Annotated in this window: 19 protein-coding genes; 11 read left to right on the top strand and 8 right to left on the bottom strand. The window is 71.3% G+C overall.

Annotation, left to right across the window (positions count from 1 at the left end):
• Window positions 1-4 precede the first annotated feature (4 nt).
• The 6 genes from ACFFQA_RS35255 to ACFFQA_RS35230 all read left to right on the top strand — a co-directional run bounded on the left by ACFFQA_RS35255 (window position 5) and on the right by ACFFQA_RS35230 (window position 5456).
• The gene (locus ACFFQA_RS35255; protein ID WP_377861853.1) at window positions 5-775 is read left to right on the top strand and encodes a 16S rRNA (uracil(1498)-N(3))-methyltransferase; all 771 of its coding nucleotides are present in this window, start codon (window positions 5-7) and stop codon (window positions 773-775) included.
• An 883-nt stretch (window positions 776-1658) separates the two neighbouring features.
• Window positions 1659-2027, top strand: coding sequence for a histidine triad nucleotide-binding protein (locus ACFFQA_RS35250; RefSeq protein WP_377861850.1), 369 nt, complete (start codon window positions 1659-1661; stop codon window positions 2025-2027).
• 92 nt (window positions 2028-2119) lie between these two features.
• Complete coding sequence (locus ACFFQA_RS35245; RefSeq protein ID WP_377861847.1) at window positions 2120-3238, top strand: PhoH family protein; 1119 nt, start codon at window positions 2120-2122, stop codon at window positions 3236-3238.
• The gene (ybeY, locus tag ACFFQA_RS35240; RefSeq protein ID WP_377861844.1) at window positions 3235-3780 is read left to right on the top strand and encodes an rRNA maturation RNase YbeY; all 546 of its coding nucleotides are present in this window, start codon (window positions 3235-3237) and stop codon (window positions 3778-3780) included. The genes ACFFQA_RS35245 and ybeY overlap by 4 nt, the downstream gene beginning before the upstream one ends.
• Before the next feature lie 4 nt (window positions 3781-3784).
• Window positions 3785-5119: a hemolysin family protein gene (locus ACFFQA_RS35235; protein ID WP_377861842.1), complete on the top strand. Its 1335-nt coding sequence runs from the start codon at window positions 3785-3787 to the stop codon at window positions 5117-5119.
• Complete coding sequence (locus ACFFQA_RS35230) at window positions 5112-5456, top strand: cytidine deaminase-like protein (protein WP_377861839.1); 345 nt, start codon at window positions 5112-5114, stop codon at window positions 5454-5456. The genes ACFFQA_RS35235 and ACFFQA_RS35230 overlap by 8 nt, the downstream gene beginning before the upstream one ends.
• Here the strand turns inward: ACFFQA_RS35230 and ACFFQA_RS35225 are convergent.
• From ACFFQA_RS35225 to ACFFQA_RS35205, 5 genes are all read right to left on the bottom strand, one after another.
• The gene (locus ACFFQA_RS35225) at window positions 5391-5723 is read right to left on the bottom strand and encodes a hypothetical protein (protein ID WP_377861836.1); all 333 of its coding nucleotides are present in this window, start codon (window positions 5721-5723) and stop codon (window positions 5391-5393) included. The two genes, ACFFQA_RS35230 and ACFFQA_RS35225, sit on opposite strands and share 66 nt — an antisense overlap.
• A 189-nt stretch (window positions 5724-5912) precedes the next feature.
• The gene (locus ACFFQA_RS35220; RefSeq protein WP_377861833.1) at window positions 5913-6515 is read right to left on the bottom strand and encodes a GNAT family N-acetyltransferase; all 603 of its coding nucleotides are present in this window, start codon (window positions 6513-6515) and stop codon (window positions 5913-5915) included.
• Window positions 6512-7264 (bottom strand): DNA repair protein RecO, encoded by a 753-nt coding sequence (recO, locus tag ACFFQA_RS35215; protein ID WP_377861830.1) that lies wholly within the window; start codon window positions 7262-7264, stop codon window positions 6512-6514. Before recO ends, ACFFQA_RS35220 begins: the two co-directional genes overlap by 4 nt.
• A 48-nt stretch (window positions 7265-7312) precedes the next feature.
• Window positions 7313-8221 (bottom strand): GTPase Era, encoded by a 909-nt coding sequence (gene era / locus ACFFQA_RS35210; RefSeq protein ID WP_377861827.1) that lies wholly within the window; start codon window positions 8219-8221, stop codon window positions 7313-7315.
• A 34-nt stretch (window positions 8222-8255) separates the two neighbouring features.
• Entirely contained in the window at window positions 8256-8585 is a 330-nt protein-coding gene (locus ACFFQA_RS35205) for a (2Fe-2S) ferredoxin domain-containing protein (RefSeq protein ID WP_377861825.1), read from the bottom strand.
• Between the two features lie 100 nt (window positions 8586-8685).
• On the opposite strand from ACFFQA_RS35205, the gene ACFFQA_RS35200 reads away from it, so the two are divergent.
• Genes ACFFQA_RS35200 through ACFFQA_RS35185 form a run of 4 tightly spaced genes read left to right on the top strand, consistent with a single transcriptional unit; the run spans window position 8686 to window position 11727 of the window.
• Window positions 8686-9504: an isoprenyl transferase gene (locus tag ACFFQA_RS35200; protein ID WP_377861822.1), complete on the top strand. Its 819-nt coding sequence runs from the start codon at window positions 8686-8688 to the stop codon at window positions 9502-9504.
• Window positions 9501-9947: a hypothetical protein gene (locus ACFFQA_RS35195; protein WP_377861819.1), complete on the top strand. Its 447-nt coding sequence runs from the start codon at window positions 9501-9503 to the stop codon at window positions 9945-9947. The genes ACFFQA_RS35200 and ACFFQA_RS35195 overlap by 4 nt, the downstream gene beginning before the upstream one ends.
• Before the next feature lie 41 nt (window positions 9948-9988).
• Window positions 9989-11014: a permease gene (locus ACFFQA_RS35190; RefSeq protein WP_377861816.1), complete on the top strand. Its 1026-nt coding sequence runs from the start codon at window positions 9989-9991 to the stop codon at window positions 11012-11014.
• Window positions 11011-11727 (top strand): TIGR03943 family putative permease subunit, encoded by a 717-nt coding sequence (locus tag ACFFQA_RS35185; RefSeq protein WP_377861814.1) that lies wholly within the window; start codon window positions 11011-11013, stop codon window positions 11725-11727. The genes ACFFQA_RS35190 and ACFFQA_RS35185 overlap by 4 nt, the downstream gene beginning before the upstream one ends.
• Here the strand turns inward: ACFFQA_RS35185 and ACFFQA_RS35180 are convergent, their stop codons facing one another.
• From ACFFQA_RS35180 to ACFFQA_RS35170, 3 genes are all read right to left on the bottom strand, one after another.
• On the bottom strand, window positions 11728-12147 hold the full coding sequence (locus tag ACFFQA_RS35180) for a Fur family transcriptional regulator (RefSeq protein ID WP_377861811.1): 420 nt from the start codon (window positions 12145-12147) through the stop codon (window positions 11728-11730).
• The gene (locus ACFFQA_RS35175) at window positions 12144-12578 is read right to left on the bottom strand and encodes an ArsR/SmtB family transcription factor (RefSeq protein WP_377861808.1); all 435 of its coding nucleotides are present in this window, start codon (window positions 12576-12578) and stop codon (window positions 12144-12146) included. The genes ACFFQA_RS35180 and ACFFQA_RS35175 overlap by 4 nt, the downstream gene beginning before the upstream one ends.
• A 132-nt stretch (window positions 12579-12710) precedes the next feature.
• A complete protein-coding gene (locus tag ACFFQA_RS35170; protein WP_377861806.1) occupies window positions 12711-12986 on the bottom strand; it encodes a hypothetical protein in 276 nt (91 codons plus the stop codon).
• Window positions 12987-13050: 64 nt separating this feature from the next.
• Here ACFFQA_RS35170 and ACFFQA_RS35165 point away from each other — a divergent pair, with 64 nt between their 5' ends.
• Complete coding sequence (locus tag ACFFQA_RS35165; protein WP_377861803.1) at window positions 13051-13434, top strand: antibiotic biosynthesis monooxygenase family protein; 384 nt, start codon at window positions 13051-13053, stop codon at window positions 13432-13434.
• Window positions 13435-14124: the final 690 nt, after the last annotated feature.

The raw sequence follows: 14124 nt of genomic DNA, 5'->3' as shown, positions 1-14124 counted from the left end.
GGACGTGGCGGGGGAAGAAGGGGTAGCGGACTCCACCGCCGGGCTGCCGGTGTTCCTGGTGGACGCCCTGCCGACGGGTCCGGCGGCGGTGCTCGACGGCCCCGAGGGCAGGCACGCGGCCACGGTGCGCAGGTTGCGCGCCGGGCAGCGGCTGCTGCTCTCCGACGGCACCGGCGGCCTCGCGCACTGCGACATCGCCCACGTCGAGTCCGGCGCGCTGGACCTGCGGGTCCTGCGCGCCTGGCGCGAGCCCGAGCCCGCGCCGCGGGTCGTGCTGGCACAGGCGCTGGTCAAGGGCGACCGCGGGGAGCTCGCGGTGGAGCTGGCGACCGAGGCCGGGGTGGACGCGGTCCTGCCGTGGCGCGCCTCCCGGTGCGTCGCCCGCTGGGACGACGGCCCGCGCGGGGCGAAGGCCCTGGCCAAGTGGCGCTCCACCGCGCGGGAGGCGGCCAAGCAGGCCCGCCGCTCCCGGCTGCCCGAGGTCGGCGAGCCGGTCAGCACCAAGCAGCTCGCCGCGCTGGTCCGCGCCGGGGCGGGCGCGCTGGTGCTGCACGAGTCCGCGACGGTGCCGCTGCCGGAGGTGCCGCTGCCCACTGAGGGTGACTTGATCATCGTGGTCGGCCCCGAGGGCGGCATCACCGACGACGAGGTCGCCGCGCTCACCGAGGCGGGAGCGCACGCGGTGCGGCTGGGCCCCACGGTGCTCCGCGCGTCGACGGCCGGAGCAGTGGCCCTGGGTGCGCTTGGAGTACTCACCCAGCGGTGGCGGGCCTGATCGGCGCCCCACCGCCAACGAATGCGAACGGTCCTTGCATAACCGGACGGGCGCATTAAGGGCTCGAACGTTGTGCGGAGCTGGCCGAGTATGTAGCGGACAGGCGGCGGCACGCGTTACTCTCGGTGGCCAACGGCATCGGAGCCGCTCGACCGGCGACGTCGACGGTTCCCACCGTGGGAGACCTCGGGTGACGGGCACCCGAAGGATCGCCGGACACCTCCCCCCTCGGTCCGGCGTGGGCTGCGTCGCGGCGGGGTAACCCCCAGGCCTCGCCGCGACGCACCCCCTACCCAACGCTTCGCGTCTCCGCCCACTCCCACGCCCCACTCCGTCCTCCCCCCTCCCCCCCTCCCCCCCGTGCACGCCCTCGTGCCCTCGTGCCCCTTCCGCCCACGCCGCGCTGCGGTGTGCGTGGGCTGGCGCGCTCAGGGATTTCGCGTTTTGTCACCTTGATGCGAAATGGGAGCGCTCTCTTTCGCAAAAAGGTGACAAAACGCGAACCAGGGCCACGTGTGGTGGACGCCAGGTGTGGGTGAGGTGGTGTGTCGCCACGTGCAGGTGTGCGTGGCGCGGGGAGACTGGGACGCGTGTGGCGCGGGGGCAGCGCGGGGAGACCCGGACGCGTGTGGCGCGGGGGGCGGCGCAGGGAGACTGGGACGCGCGTGGCGTGGGCGTGGCGCGGGGAGGCTGGGACGCGTGTGGCGTGGGCGTGGCGCGGGGAGACTGAGACGCGCGTGGCGTGGGCGTGGCGCGGGGAGACCGGGACGCGCCGATGCGGTCGTCTCGCCGCTCGGGTGGCTTGCCGGATGGGGCCTCCTGGCGTGCCCGCGGAGGTGACCAGCGTCCTTGTCGGCCTGGCGGCTCCACTAGCCTTTCGGGCATGAGCGCTGCGGGGTCGGACTGCTTGTTCTGCCGGATCGCCGTCGGGGAGATCCCGGCCAAGATCGTGCACGAGAGCGAGAACGTGCTCGCGTTCCGGGACATCAACCCGCAGGCGCCCACCCACGTGCTCGTCATCCCCCGGGAGCACTACCCGCACGCCGCCGCGCTCGCCGCCGGTCGGCCCGAGGTGGTCGCCGAGCTCGTCGTCGCCGCCGGGGTCGTCGCCGAGCAGGAGGGAATCGCCGAGTCCGGTTACCGGTTGCTGTTCAACACCGGGGAGCAGGCAGGGCAGACCGTCTTCCACGCGCACCTGCACGTGCTGGGCGGGGAGTGGCTCGGCGGGCTCGTCGGCGGCGAACTGCGGTAGCCCGGGGAATGCGGTGGGGAGCGTCGCACGGGGCGGCTAGCATCTTCCATCGGTAGCGAACTCCACACACCAGAAAGCAGGCCCGAGCGGATTTGGCCGGTAGCGCACAGGACGAGGCAGCCCGATCCGGAGCGTCCCGCCCGAACAACCCCGACTCCACCGGACCCGGCGGGGGGCAGGACGGCGCCACCCGTGAGACCGCGCAGTCCAAGCTGACCGTGCCCGACGACGCCCTCCTGGCGCTGCTGGGCTCCAGTGACGAGAACCTCCGCCTCGCGGAGGAGCTGCTCGCGGCCGACTTGCACGTCCGGGGCAACGAGATCACCCTCTCGGGCGGAACCCAGGACGTGGTGTTCGCCGAGCGGGTCTTCACCGAGCTCATCGCCATCGCCAAGGGCGGCCAGCAGGTCGGCCCCGACGCGGTGCGGCGCAGTGTGGCCATGCTCGCCACCGGCGGCAAGCAGTCCCCGGCCGAGGTGCTCGGCCTCAACATCATCTCCCGCAGGGGCCGCACCATCCGGCCCAAGACGCTGAACCAGAAGCTCTACGTGGACGCGATCGACTCGCACACCGTGGTCTTCGGCATCGGCCCCGCGGGCACCGGCAAGACCTACCTGGCCATGGCCAAGGCCGTGCAGGCGTTGCAGGCCAAGCAGGTCTCCCGGATCATCCTCACCCGCCCCGCTGTCGAGGCGGGCGAGCGGCTCGGCTTCCTGCCGGGCACGCTCTACGACAAGATCGACCCCTACCTGCGCCCGCTCTACGACGCGCTGCACGACATGATCGACCCGGAGTCGATCCCCCGGCTGACCGCCGCGGGCACGATCGAGGTGGCGCCGCTGGCCTACATGCGCGGCCGCACCCTCAACGACGCCTTCATCATCCTCGACGAGGCGCAGAACACCACGCCGGAACAGATGAAGATGTTCCTGACGCGTCTCGGCTTCGGCTCCAAGATCGTGGTCACCGGTGACGTCACCCAGGTCGACCTGCCCGGCGGGCAGCACAGCGGCCTGCGCGTGGTCCGGGACATCCTCGGCAACGTCGACGACATCCACTTCTCCCAGCTGACCAGCCAGGACGTCGTGCGGCACCGGCTGGTCGGGGACATCGTGGACGCCTACGAGCGGTGGCAGGTCACGCAGGACGGCAACGACCCGGCCGGTTCCCAGCGGGACCGCGCGGGAAAGGCTCGGAAGGGACGCCGGTGAGCATCGAGATCGCCAACGAGTCCGGAGTGGTGGTCGAGGAGACCTCGATCGTCGCGGCGGCGCGCTTCGCGCTGGACCGGATGAACGTCAGCCCGCTCGCGGAGCTGTCGGTGCTGCTGGTCGAGCTGGACGTGATGTCCGATCTGCACGAGCGGTGGATGGACCTGCCGGGTCCCACCGACGTGATGGCCTTCCCCATGGACGAGCTGGACTCCGCCCGCCGCCCCGACGCCGCCGGGGTCGGCCCCGCGCTGCTCGGCGACGTCGTGCTCTGCCCGGCCTTCGCCAAGGACCAGGCGCGCAAGGCCGGCCACAGCCTGCTCGACGAGCTGCACCTGCTCACCGTGCACGGCGTGCTGCACCTGCTCGGCTACGACCACGCCGAGCCGGAGGAGGAGAAGGAGATGTTCTCGCTGCAGAACAGGATCCTCGCCGACTTCCGCGCGCAGCGGGACGAGGAGAAGCGCCGCGCCGCCCAGCGCAGCGTCGACGACCGGGTGCTCGGCGCGGTCGGACTCGACGAGGACCAGACCGGCGGCTGAACCCATGACCAGCTCCACCACGCTGATCGTGCTGGCGGTGCTGCTCGTCCTCGCCGCCGGGGCCTTCGGCGCCGCCGACGCCGCCTTCGGAACGGTGTCCAGGGCCAGGGTCGACGCGCTGGTCCGGCAAGGCAGGCTCGGCGCGCGGCAGCTGTCCCTGGCCATCGAGGACCGGCCGCGGCACATCAACCTGCTGCTGTTGCTGCGCCTCGCGTGCGAGCTGTCGGCGACGGTGCTGGTGACCGTGGTCTGCCTTCGGCACATCGACCCCGACTGGGTCGCACTGCTGACCGCGGGCCTGAGCATGCTCGTGGTGTCCTACGTGCTCGTCGGTGTCGGCCCGCGCACCATCGGCCGCCAGCACCCCTACGCGGTCGGCATGATCGTCGCGGCGCCCGTGCGCGTGCTCGGCATCGTGCTGGGACCGTTGAGCCGCCTGCTGATCCTCGTCGGTAACGCGATCACTCCGGGCAAGGGCTTCCGCGAGGGCCCGTTCTCCTCAGAGGTCGAGCTCCGCGAGCTCGTGGACATGGCGCAGGAGCGCGGCGTCGTGGACGACGACGAGCGCGAGATGATCCACTCGGTCTTCGAGCTCAGCGACACCATCGCCCGCGAGGTCATGGTCCCGCGCACCGAGCTGGTGTGGATCGAGCGCACCAAGACGGTCCGCCAGGCGCTCGCGCTGTGCCTGCGCACCGGGTTCTCCCGCATCCCGGTCATCGACTCCTCCGTCGACGACGTCGTGGGCGTCGTGAACATCAAGGACCTGGCCCGGGTGTCCACATTGGACTTCGACACCGCGTGCCGGACCACGGTGGACGAGCTGATGAGCCCCGCCGAGTTCGTCCCGGACTCCAAGCGGCTGGACGAGCTGCTCAAGGAGATGCAGCTCTCCCGCAGGCACATGGCGATCCTGGTCGACGAGTACGGCGGAACGGCCGGCCTGCTCACCATCGAGGACATCATCGAGGAGATCGTCGGCGAGATCACCGACGAGCACGACACCGACGAACGCCCACCGGTGGAGGAGCTGGCAGACGGGGAGGTGCGGGTGTCCTCGCGGCTGCCCGTCGACGACCTCGGCGAGCTGTTCGGCGTGGAGCTGGACTCCTCGGAGGTGGAGACCGTCGGCGGTCTGATGGCCCAGCGGCTGGGGCGCGTCCCGCTGCCGGGAGCCGAGGCCGAGATCGAGGGGCTGCGGCTGCGCGCAGAGGGCGGCAAGGATCACCGCGGCCGGATGCGGATCACCACCGTCCTGGTGCACCGGGCGGGCAACGGCAACGGGCGCTCCGCCGGTGAACGCGGCGAGGAGCGGGAGGGAGTCGACAACCATGGCTGAGCAGCGGGAGCTGGACCCCGAGGACGCGAAGATCGTCACACTGGCCAGGTCGGCGCGGGCCCGCACGGGCGCGGCCGAGGGCGCGGCGGTGCGCGACACCGACGGCAGGACCTACTCGGCGTGCACGGTGGAGCTGCCCTCGTTGCGGCTGACCGCCATCCAGGCGGCCGTGGCGGCGGCGGTCGCCAGCGGCGCGGAGGGACTGGAAGCGGCCGCGGTGGTCACCGGCGCCGACTCGGTCGACGCCGACTCCCTCGCCGCGGTCAGGGACCTAACGCAGGGAGCCGCCGTGCTGCGGGCCGACGCCGCCGGCACGGTGCTCGAAGTTCTTGCCTGACACCGGGCGCGCGTGCCTGCCGGTGCCGGGCTGGGGCAGGGGAGCGAACTGCTGGGGTACGGCCGGGGGCTGGCCGGTCACGGGAGCGCGCCCGGCGGCCACCTCGGCGAGTGCCTCGTCGAGGTAGTCCAGCAGCCGACGTCTCTCCCGTCGCCACCGGCGCTGGAAGTGGAAGCCGATCAACAGCATGTAGGCGGGTGGGAGCACCAGCCACACCAGGAACAGCACGATCCCGGTGCCATCGCGGGCGAACTCGGACCAGAGCATGTAGTGACCATAGTCACGCAGCGGTCAAGCGCGAGCACTCCGCGTGAGCACCCGCCTATCGGGCGACCGCTTGCCGGGTGAGTGCCCGCGAGCGGCCGGGAGGGCGAGCGGAAAGCGTGAGCGAGCCGGGCGGCGAACGCTCTCGTCGAGAAGGCACGACGCGGCAACGCATCCGCGGTTCGTGACGCGTCACCGGCTCAGTGGCATCCCGAACGCGCGCAGGCCGGGCAGCGGCGTCGGCAGTTCGGTGAATCCGACCGCGCGGTAGAACGCGATGGCGTTGGTGTTGCTCTGCACGACCAGCAGGTGAACACCGGGAGAACCCTTGGCGCGCAAGGCGTCGAAGAGCGCGTCCAGCAACCGGCGCCCGTTGCCGTTGCCCCTCGCCCGCGCCAGCAGGTCGATGTGCAGGTGCGACGGGAACTCGGGGAAGGCGACCGGGGCGGGGGAGGCGGGGTTGTGCAGCATCTCCCGCAGCCACGCGTCGGCAGCCGGGTCGGCGGACACCGCGGGCGGCGGGTGGCTCTCGACGAACCTCGGCGACCACTCGGCGCGCCACCGGGTCTCGAAGGCCGCGGTGTCCAGCGCGGCGATGACGTACCCGGCGACGCCGTCGGCGTCCTCGTGGACGAAGGCGAGATCCGGTTCGAGCGTGACGTAGGGGCCGGCGAACACGTGGCCGACGATGTCGGGATCGGGCAGCCCCGTCATCGGTGACCCGGCGTCCGCGGTGGCCGCGCAGATCTGGTGCACCGCGTCGAAGTCCGAAGGGCGGTAGGGCCGGATCGTCATCTCGGCGCCTCGGCGACGCGTTGCCGTTCCACCAACGGCAACGACCGGAGCTGTCGTTCCAGGTGCCACTGGAGGTGCGCGGCGACCAGGCCGCTGCTCTCCCGGCGGATCGTGTTGGGCATGCTCTCCGCCAGCGGCCAGTCGCCGTGCTGGAGCGCGTCGAGCAACCGGAACGTGTCCGGGGCGGGATTGGCCGCGCCCGCCGGACGGCAGCCACCGCAGACCGCGCCGCCGACGGGCACGCTGAACGAGCGGTGCGGACCCGGCACACCGCAGCGCGCGCACTCGGTCAGCGCGGGTGCCCACCCGGCGAAAGCCATGGCGCGCAACAGGAACGCGTCCAGCACGAGCGCGGGGTCACGTTCCCGGCCCGCCAGCGCGCGCAGGGCCCCGACCACGAGCAGGTACAGCCGCAGCGCGGGTTCGCCCTCCTCGGCGGAGAGCCGGTCCGCGGTCTCCAGGACCGCGCACGCCGCCGTGTAGCGCGGGTAGTCGCCGACGATGCCCTGGCCGAACGCGTCCACCGTCTCGACCTGGGTGACAACGTCGAGCGTGCGCCCGGTGTAGAACTGCACGTCGATGTGGCAGAACGGCTCCAGCCGCGCGCCGAACCGGGAGCTGGTGCGGCGCACGCCCTTGGCCGCGGCGCGCACCTTGCCGTGGTGCCGGGACAGCAGCGTGATGATGCGGTCGGCCTCACCCAGCTTCTGCACCCGCAGCACCACGCCGGTGTCGCGGTAGAGACTCACCACCGGATCCTCGCACCTCCCACCGACAACCCCGCGCCGAAACCGCCGTCAGAAACCGAGGCGGCGCAGCTGCTTGGGGTCGCGCTGCCAGTCCTTGGCCACCCGCACCCGCAGGTCGAGGTAGACCTTGCTGCCGAGCAGCTTCTCGATCTGCTTGCGGGAGACCATGCCGACCTGCTTGAGCCGCTCGCCGCCGCGGCCGATCACGATGGCCTTCTGGCTCTGCCGCTCCACGTGCAGCAGCGCGTGGATCTCCAGCATGTCGTCGCGGCCCTCGCGCGGCAGCATCTCCTCGACGGTCACCGCGATGGAGTGCGGCAGCTCGTCGCGGACGCCGTCCAGCGCCGCCTCGCGGATCAGCTCGGCGATCAGGGTCTGCTCGGGCTCGTCGGTCAGCTCGCCCGCGGGGTAGAGCTGCGGTCCCCGCGGCAGCCTGCCGACGAGCAGGTCCGCGAGCAGCCCGACCTGGTAGCCGTCCACCGCGGACACCGGGATCAGCTCGGCGAAGTCCATCACCTGCTGCAGGGCGAGCAGCTGCTCGGCCACCTGCTTCGGGCCGACCAGGTCGGTCTTGGTGACGATGCCGATCACCGGGGTCTTCTTGGCGACCTTGGCCAGCTCACCGGCGATGAACTTGTCGCCGGGGCCGACCTTCTGGTCCGCTGGCACGCACAGGCCGACCACGTCCACCTCCGACCAGGTCTCCATGACCAGGTCGTTGAGCCGCTGGCCGAGCAGCGTGCGCGGCCGGTGCAGGCCCGGGGTGTCGACGATGATCAGCTGCGCGTCCTCGCGGTGCACGATGCCGCGGATGGTGTGCCTGGTGGTCTGCGGCTTGTCCGAGGTGATCGCGACCTTGGAGCCGACGAGCGCGTTGGTCAGGGTCGACTTGCCCGCGTTGGGGCGGCCGACGAAACAGGCGAACCCGGACCGGTGGGCGTCTCTTGGGCTGGTCACCGCGTCATTCTCGCAGCCTGCCCGCGCGGCCCGCTCAGGGACGGCCGGGCGGGGGGATCCGGTGCAGCTCAAGGGTGTCCGGGACGGGGCCGCCGTCCTTGATCCACTTGTGCAGGTCGTCGAGCACGCCGTCGCCCCGGACGAACCCGAACCACACCGGCTTGTCGCCCTTGCGGTGCACCACGACGACATTCGCGTGGTCGCAGACGTCCAGGCACTCCGAGACCGTGACGGCCGCGCCGGTCGCCGCAGCTATCTCCCGCAACCGGGCGAGCTGCGCGTCGTGGTCGACGTCGGGGTGCTTTCTGGCGTTGCCGCAACAGCAGTCGCGACAGACGGTGAGCCGAACGGCCGGTGAGGTCACGGGAATCCACGCTATCCGGCGGTGGCGCACCGGGGGAGTCAACGCATCGGTGGGCTGCGTAGGATCGACGGCTGAACTCGCAGGGAAAGAAGGCGACCTCATGCTGCGACGGCGTTCCGGCCGCACGCGGACCGACATCACGTCCCCCGAACCGCACCCCTCCGGTGCGACGTTCCCCTCCGTGCTCGCCGACTTCGTGCCCAAGCACATCGCGCTGGTGATGGACGGCAACGGCCGTTGGGCCAAGGAGCGCGGGCTGCCCAGGATCGAGGGCCACAAGCGCGGTGAGGCCGTGCTGATCGAGCTCGTCGACGGCGCGGTCGAGGCCGGGGTGAAGTGGCTGTCGGCCTACGCCTTCTCCACCGAGAACTGGAAGCGCAGCCCGGACGAGGTCCGTTTCCTGATGGGCTTCAACCGCGACACCATCCGCCGCCAGGTCGACTACATGGACTCCATCGGCGTCCGGGTCCGCTGGGCCGGGCGACGGCCGAAGCTGTGGCGCAGCGTCATCAAGGAGCTGGAGGCCGCGGAGGAGCAGACCCGCGACAACGACGTGCTGACGCTGACCATGTGCGTTAACTACGGCGGCCGGGCCGAGATCGCCGACGCGGCAAAGGAGATCGGCCGCCGCGTCGCCTCCGGCGAGCTCAACCCCGAGAAGATCAACGAGAAGCTGCTCGCCAGGTACCTCGACGAGCCGGACATGCCGGACGTGGACCTGTTCCTGCGCACCTCGGGCGAACAGCGCACCTCGAACTTCCTGCTGTGGCAGTCCGCCTACGCCGAGCTGGTCTTCCTGGACAAGCTGTTCCCGGACATGGACCGCCGCGACCTGTGGCGTGCCTGCGAGATCTTCGCCAAGCGCGACCGCCGCTACGGCGGCGCCGAGCCGAACAAGGTTGGAGAAGCCGCCAAGTGAGCGAAGCCGCCAACACCGCCTCGCTGCTCACCCATGCCCGCGGCGCGCTGGAGACCTACCACGACGTGCGCGTCGACGACGACGGCGCGCTGTTCTTCGAGCACTCGGGCATCCCGTGGGTGGTGCAGGCCGCCCAGCTCGCCGAGGGTCTCGTCGTGCTCAGCCTGGTGTGCGTCGTCGCCATCAACATGCCCGAGGACACCGAGCTCGCCTGCGCCGCCATGGAGCGCGCGTCGGAGCTGCCCTTCGGCGGCACCCCGGTGATCTCGCGGGACGGCGGCAAGATGGACCTGATGCTGCGCTACGAGTTCCCGGCGGAGGGGCTGAGCAAGGACGCGCTCGGCACCCTCTTCGGGATCATGATCGGCAACAGCTCCAAGCTCAGGGACGAGCTGGCCGACCCCCAGCGCCTGGTGCGCAGGGGCCCGCGGCACCGCGCCTGACCGGAGGTCGTTGGTAACGATTGTCAGCTCGAACTGGCACCATGGCCGACGTGACCACGACGACCGAGGCGCAGCCGAGCACGCCAACGCGCCGCCGCCGAGGGCCGACCTCGCTGGAAGTGCTGTGCGTCGTGCTGCTGCTGGCGATCCTGTTCCAGTCGCAGCTCACCCAGTTCTTCAACGTCCCCGAGCTGCGCACCGGATCGACGATCTTCGTGGCCGTGTGCGTGCAGGCGCTGCCGTTCCTGTTGCTCGGCGTGCTGCTCAGTGGCCTGATCGCGGCCTACGTCCCGATGGGCGCGCTGCGCAAGGCGCTGCCCGGCAAACCCGCGCTGGCCGTCCCGGTCGCCGGAATCGCGGGCATGGCGCTTCCCGGCTGTGAGTGCGCCTCGGTGCCGTTGAGCCGGCGGCTCATGCAACAGGGCATCGCCCCGGCCGCCGCGCTGACGTTCCTGCTCGCCGCGCCCGCGGTCAACCCGATCGTGCTGGTCGCCACCGCGGTCGCCTTCCCCGGCGAACCGCTGATGGTCCTCGCGCGCTTCCTCGGCTCGTTCCTGACCGCCGTGGTCATGGGCTGGCTGTGGCTGCGCCTGGGCAAGGCCGAGTGGATCGCCGCCCGCGCGCTGCGCCACCACGAGCCGAAGGCGGGCGAGTCGAAGTTCACCGTCTTCACCGAGACCGCGCGGCACGACCTCGTCGAGGCGGGTGGCTTCCTGGTGCTCGGCGGCGTCACCTCGGCGGCGCTGCACGTGATCGTCCCGGCGTCGTGGATGACCTCCCTCGGCGGCCAGGTCGTGCTCGGCGTGATCGTGATGGCGGTGCTCGCCGTGGTCCTGGCGCTGTGCAGCGAGGCCGACGCCTTCGTGGTGGCGTCGCTGTCCATGCTGCCGCTGCTGCCCAGGCTGGTGTTCCTGGTGGTCGGACCGGCGGTGGACGTGAAGCTGATCGCGATGCAGGCGGGCGCGTTCGGCAGGCCCTTCGCGGCCCGCTTCGCCCCGTTGACGTTCGTGGTGGCGATCCTGTGCGCCGTCGGCGCGGGCCTGCTGGTGTTCGGAGGAGTGCGATGAGACGAGAGACGCAGAACATCCTGCTGGTGCTGCTCGGCGGGGCACTGCTGAAGATCGGCCTCAACGGCTCGTACCTCAACTACGTCAAGCCGTCGTTCCAGTGGCTGGTGGTCGGCACCGGCTCGGTCATGGTCCTGCTCGCGGTCCTGGCCATCGTCCGCGATCTGCGCAGGCACGCCGCGGGCGCGGCCGAGACGCACGAGCACGGACACGGCCGCAGCACGTGGATGCTGCTGCTCCCGGTGCTGGCGATCTTCCTGATCGCGCCGCCCGCGCTCGGCTCGGACTCGGTGAACCGCAACGACGGCCGCTCCGTCGCCCAGGGCGAGCGCAAGACGGGCGGCGCGAAGTTCGACCCGCTGCCGCCCGGCGACGTCGTGCCGATCACCATGACCGACTTCGTCACCCGCTCGGCGTGGGACGACGCGAACACCCTCAACGACCGCACGGTCCGGATGACCGGGTTCATCGTCCGGGACAAGACCTCCACGATGATGGCCCGCCTGGTGATGGGCTGCTGCGCCGCAGACGCGACACCCGTGCGCGTCCGGCTGGACGGCGACCCGAGGGCGGCGGCACTGCCGGTGGACAGCTGGGTCGAGGTCACCGGCCGCATCCAGCCGGGCACCGCGACGGAGGCGAACTCCTACACCCCGGCGCTGACGGTGTCCGACCTCCGGCCGGTCCCCGCGCCCGCAGAACCGTACGAGTAGCTACGCCCTGGTGCAGTCCGCGCAGGTGCCGAAGATCTCGATGGTGTGGCTGACCTCGGAGAAGCCGTGCTCGGCCGCGATCTTCTCCGCCCACCGCTCCACGGCGGGCCCCTCGACCTCGACCGTGCGCTGGCACGAGCGGCACACCAGGTGGTGATGGTGGTGCGCCGAGCACCGCCGGTACATCGCCTCACCCGAACCGGTGCGCAGCACGTCGACCTCGTCGGCGTCGGCGAGGCTCTGCAGCGTCCGGTACACGGTGGTCAGGCCGATGCCCTCACCGCGCCTGCGGAGCTCCTCGTGGATCTCCTGCGCGGAACGGAACTCGTCGAGCTGGTCGAGCAGCTTGGAGACCGCCGCCCGCTGCTTGGTGGCCCGCAGACCCGGCACCGCCGGGGTGGGCCGCTCGCTGATGGTCACGCTTCCTCCACGTGCGCGACGGCGTCGATCACGATGTGCGCCAGGTGCTCGTCGGCGAGCCGGTAGACGACCTCACGGCCGTGCCGTTCGCCGTGCACCACACCGGCCGACTTCAGCACGCGCAGATGCTGGCTGATCAAGGGCTGGGTCACCGCCAGCGCGTCGACGAGCTCGTGCACGCACCGCTCGGACTCACGCAGCTGCAACACGATGGCGATCCGCACCGGAGCCGCGAGCGCCCGCAGCAGGTCACCCGCGGCGACCAGCGACTTGGTGTCACGGCGCGGCGCGGGCGGTGGTGGGGTGCGGTCATGCGAGTGCTCGTGGTCCTCGGCTGACCTGGGTTTGACGGCGGGAGCGGCCTCGACCGGCGCGAGAACGGGACCGTCCGCAGCGCCGTGCGGTGCCGGCGACGTGGGGTCCTGACTCACGGCGGGCATGGCTCCTCTCCGAGGACCTCGAGGATGAACACCCGGGCCGGCGGATACCCGACGGCACCCGGGAGCGCAAGGTTACCCGCCATTCTAGGCGACGACGGTAATCGTGTTCGTCGGCGCCGAAGCTCAACCGAGCACGGACACGGTCACGGCGACCATGACGAAGAACACGCCGAGCCGCATCACCCGGTCGGCCGTGGACAGCACCCGCCACGTCGCGACGAGCAGCCCCAGCACGCCCACCGTCAGCAACCCCAGCAGAACGGCCCCGACAACGCCCTTGACCAGGACGCCCACCACGAACAGGACCAGCACCCCGAAGAACGCGGCGACCGGTGGGACCCGGGAGAACGGCCCACTGCCCGGCAGCAACCGGGCCCTCGGCGACCTGCGCTGGTTCATTCCGCCTCCCGTCCTCGGGCGCCCACGGGACCGGGGCGCGCGGCCATCCTGCCAGGATGGCCCCGTGCTGCTGGTATGCCGCTTCGCCGTGACCGAAGCCGAGGTCGAGACCTTCACCGCCCGAGCCCGGCGGGCCCTGGAGCTGCTGACCGCCCAACCCCGCTGCCTCTCCGGCCGTCTGGCCAGGGCCACCGACGAGCCGGACCGCTGGGTCCTGGTGGTCGAGTTCGAGTCGGTGGTGGCCTACCGCAGAGCCCTCTCGCCCTTCGACGTCCGAGAGCACGTGATCCCCCTGCTCTCCGAAGCCCTCCCGGACGAACCGGCGGCCTACGAGATCCTCGGCGAAGCCACCGGAGGCGAGGTCATCGAGCACACCAGCCTCCTGGCCCAGGACGCGGGCACGGTCCGCCTCGGCGAAGCCGCAGAAGCCCGAACCACCCCGCGCTGACACCTCGACCCGCCTGCCGAAGACCAACACCGACTCCGGCCGCCCAAAGCACGCACCCCCAGCCGTGTCACCGTCAGTTCGGATTTCCTGCTCAACCGGGGGGCGCCCCCTCCCCACCCCCCACCCCCCCCCGGTTGAACTGGATTTGTGGCTGGTGCGCGCGGTCAGCGGAGGCTTGGCGTGGTCAGGCCGCGTGTTCGCACGTCGGACAGCTGCAGTCGGCGCAGGTGCAGTTGTGGCACGCGTCGTCGCAGCCTGAGCATTGGCACATGGCGTGATTGCACGTCGGGCACGTGCAGGTGGCGCAGGTGCAAACCGCGCAGTTGTCGGAGCAGTCACCACACTGACAGGTGTCGCACTCGTCGTAGTGGACTCCGTCTTCCGTGCGGTGTTCACGGTGGACGTGGCCGCCGTGCAGGTAGTCCACGTGGTCTCCGTGCAGGACCGCGTCGTGGCCGCAGCCCGGACCGTGCGTGTGCTGGTGCGTTTCGGCGGGCCGGTGGGCGAGTGCGCTGCTCATTCTCTCTCCTCTGGTCGCAGTGGCCGCGAGGAGACAAATACTCATATGCGCACGATTGCATGTCTAATTGAAATGGGCCGTTTGCTCGTCCGGGTGACACTTCGGCCGCCGGTGGCGCGGACGTGGTGGAGAACACCGCCGGAATCCCGTTGATGAGGCGGTGAACAGGG

Source organism: Allokutzneria oryzae, from assembly GCF_042429765.1.
Taxonomy (GTDB): Bacteria; Actinomycetota; Actinomycetes; order Mycobacteriales; family Pseudonocardiaceae; genus Allokutzneria; species Allokutzneria oryzae.
The sequence above is the reverse complement of the archived record's forward strand: the minus strand, read 5'-3'. Positions and strand labels throughout refer to the sequence as shown.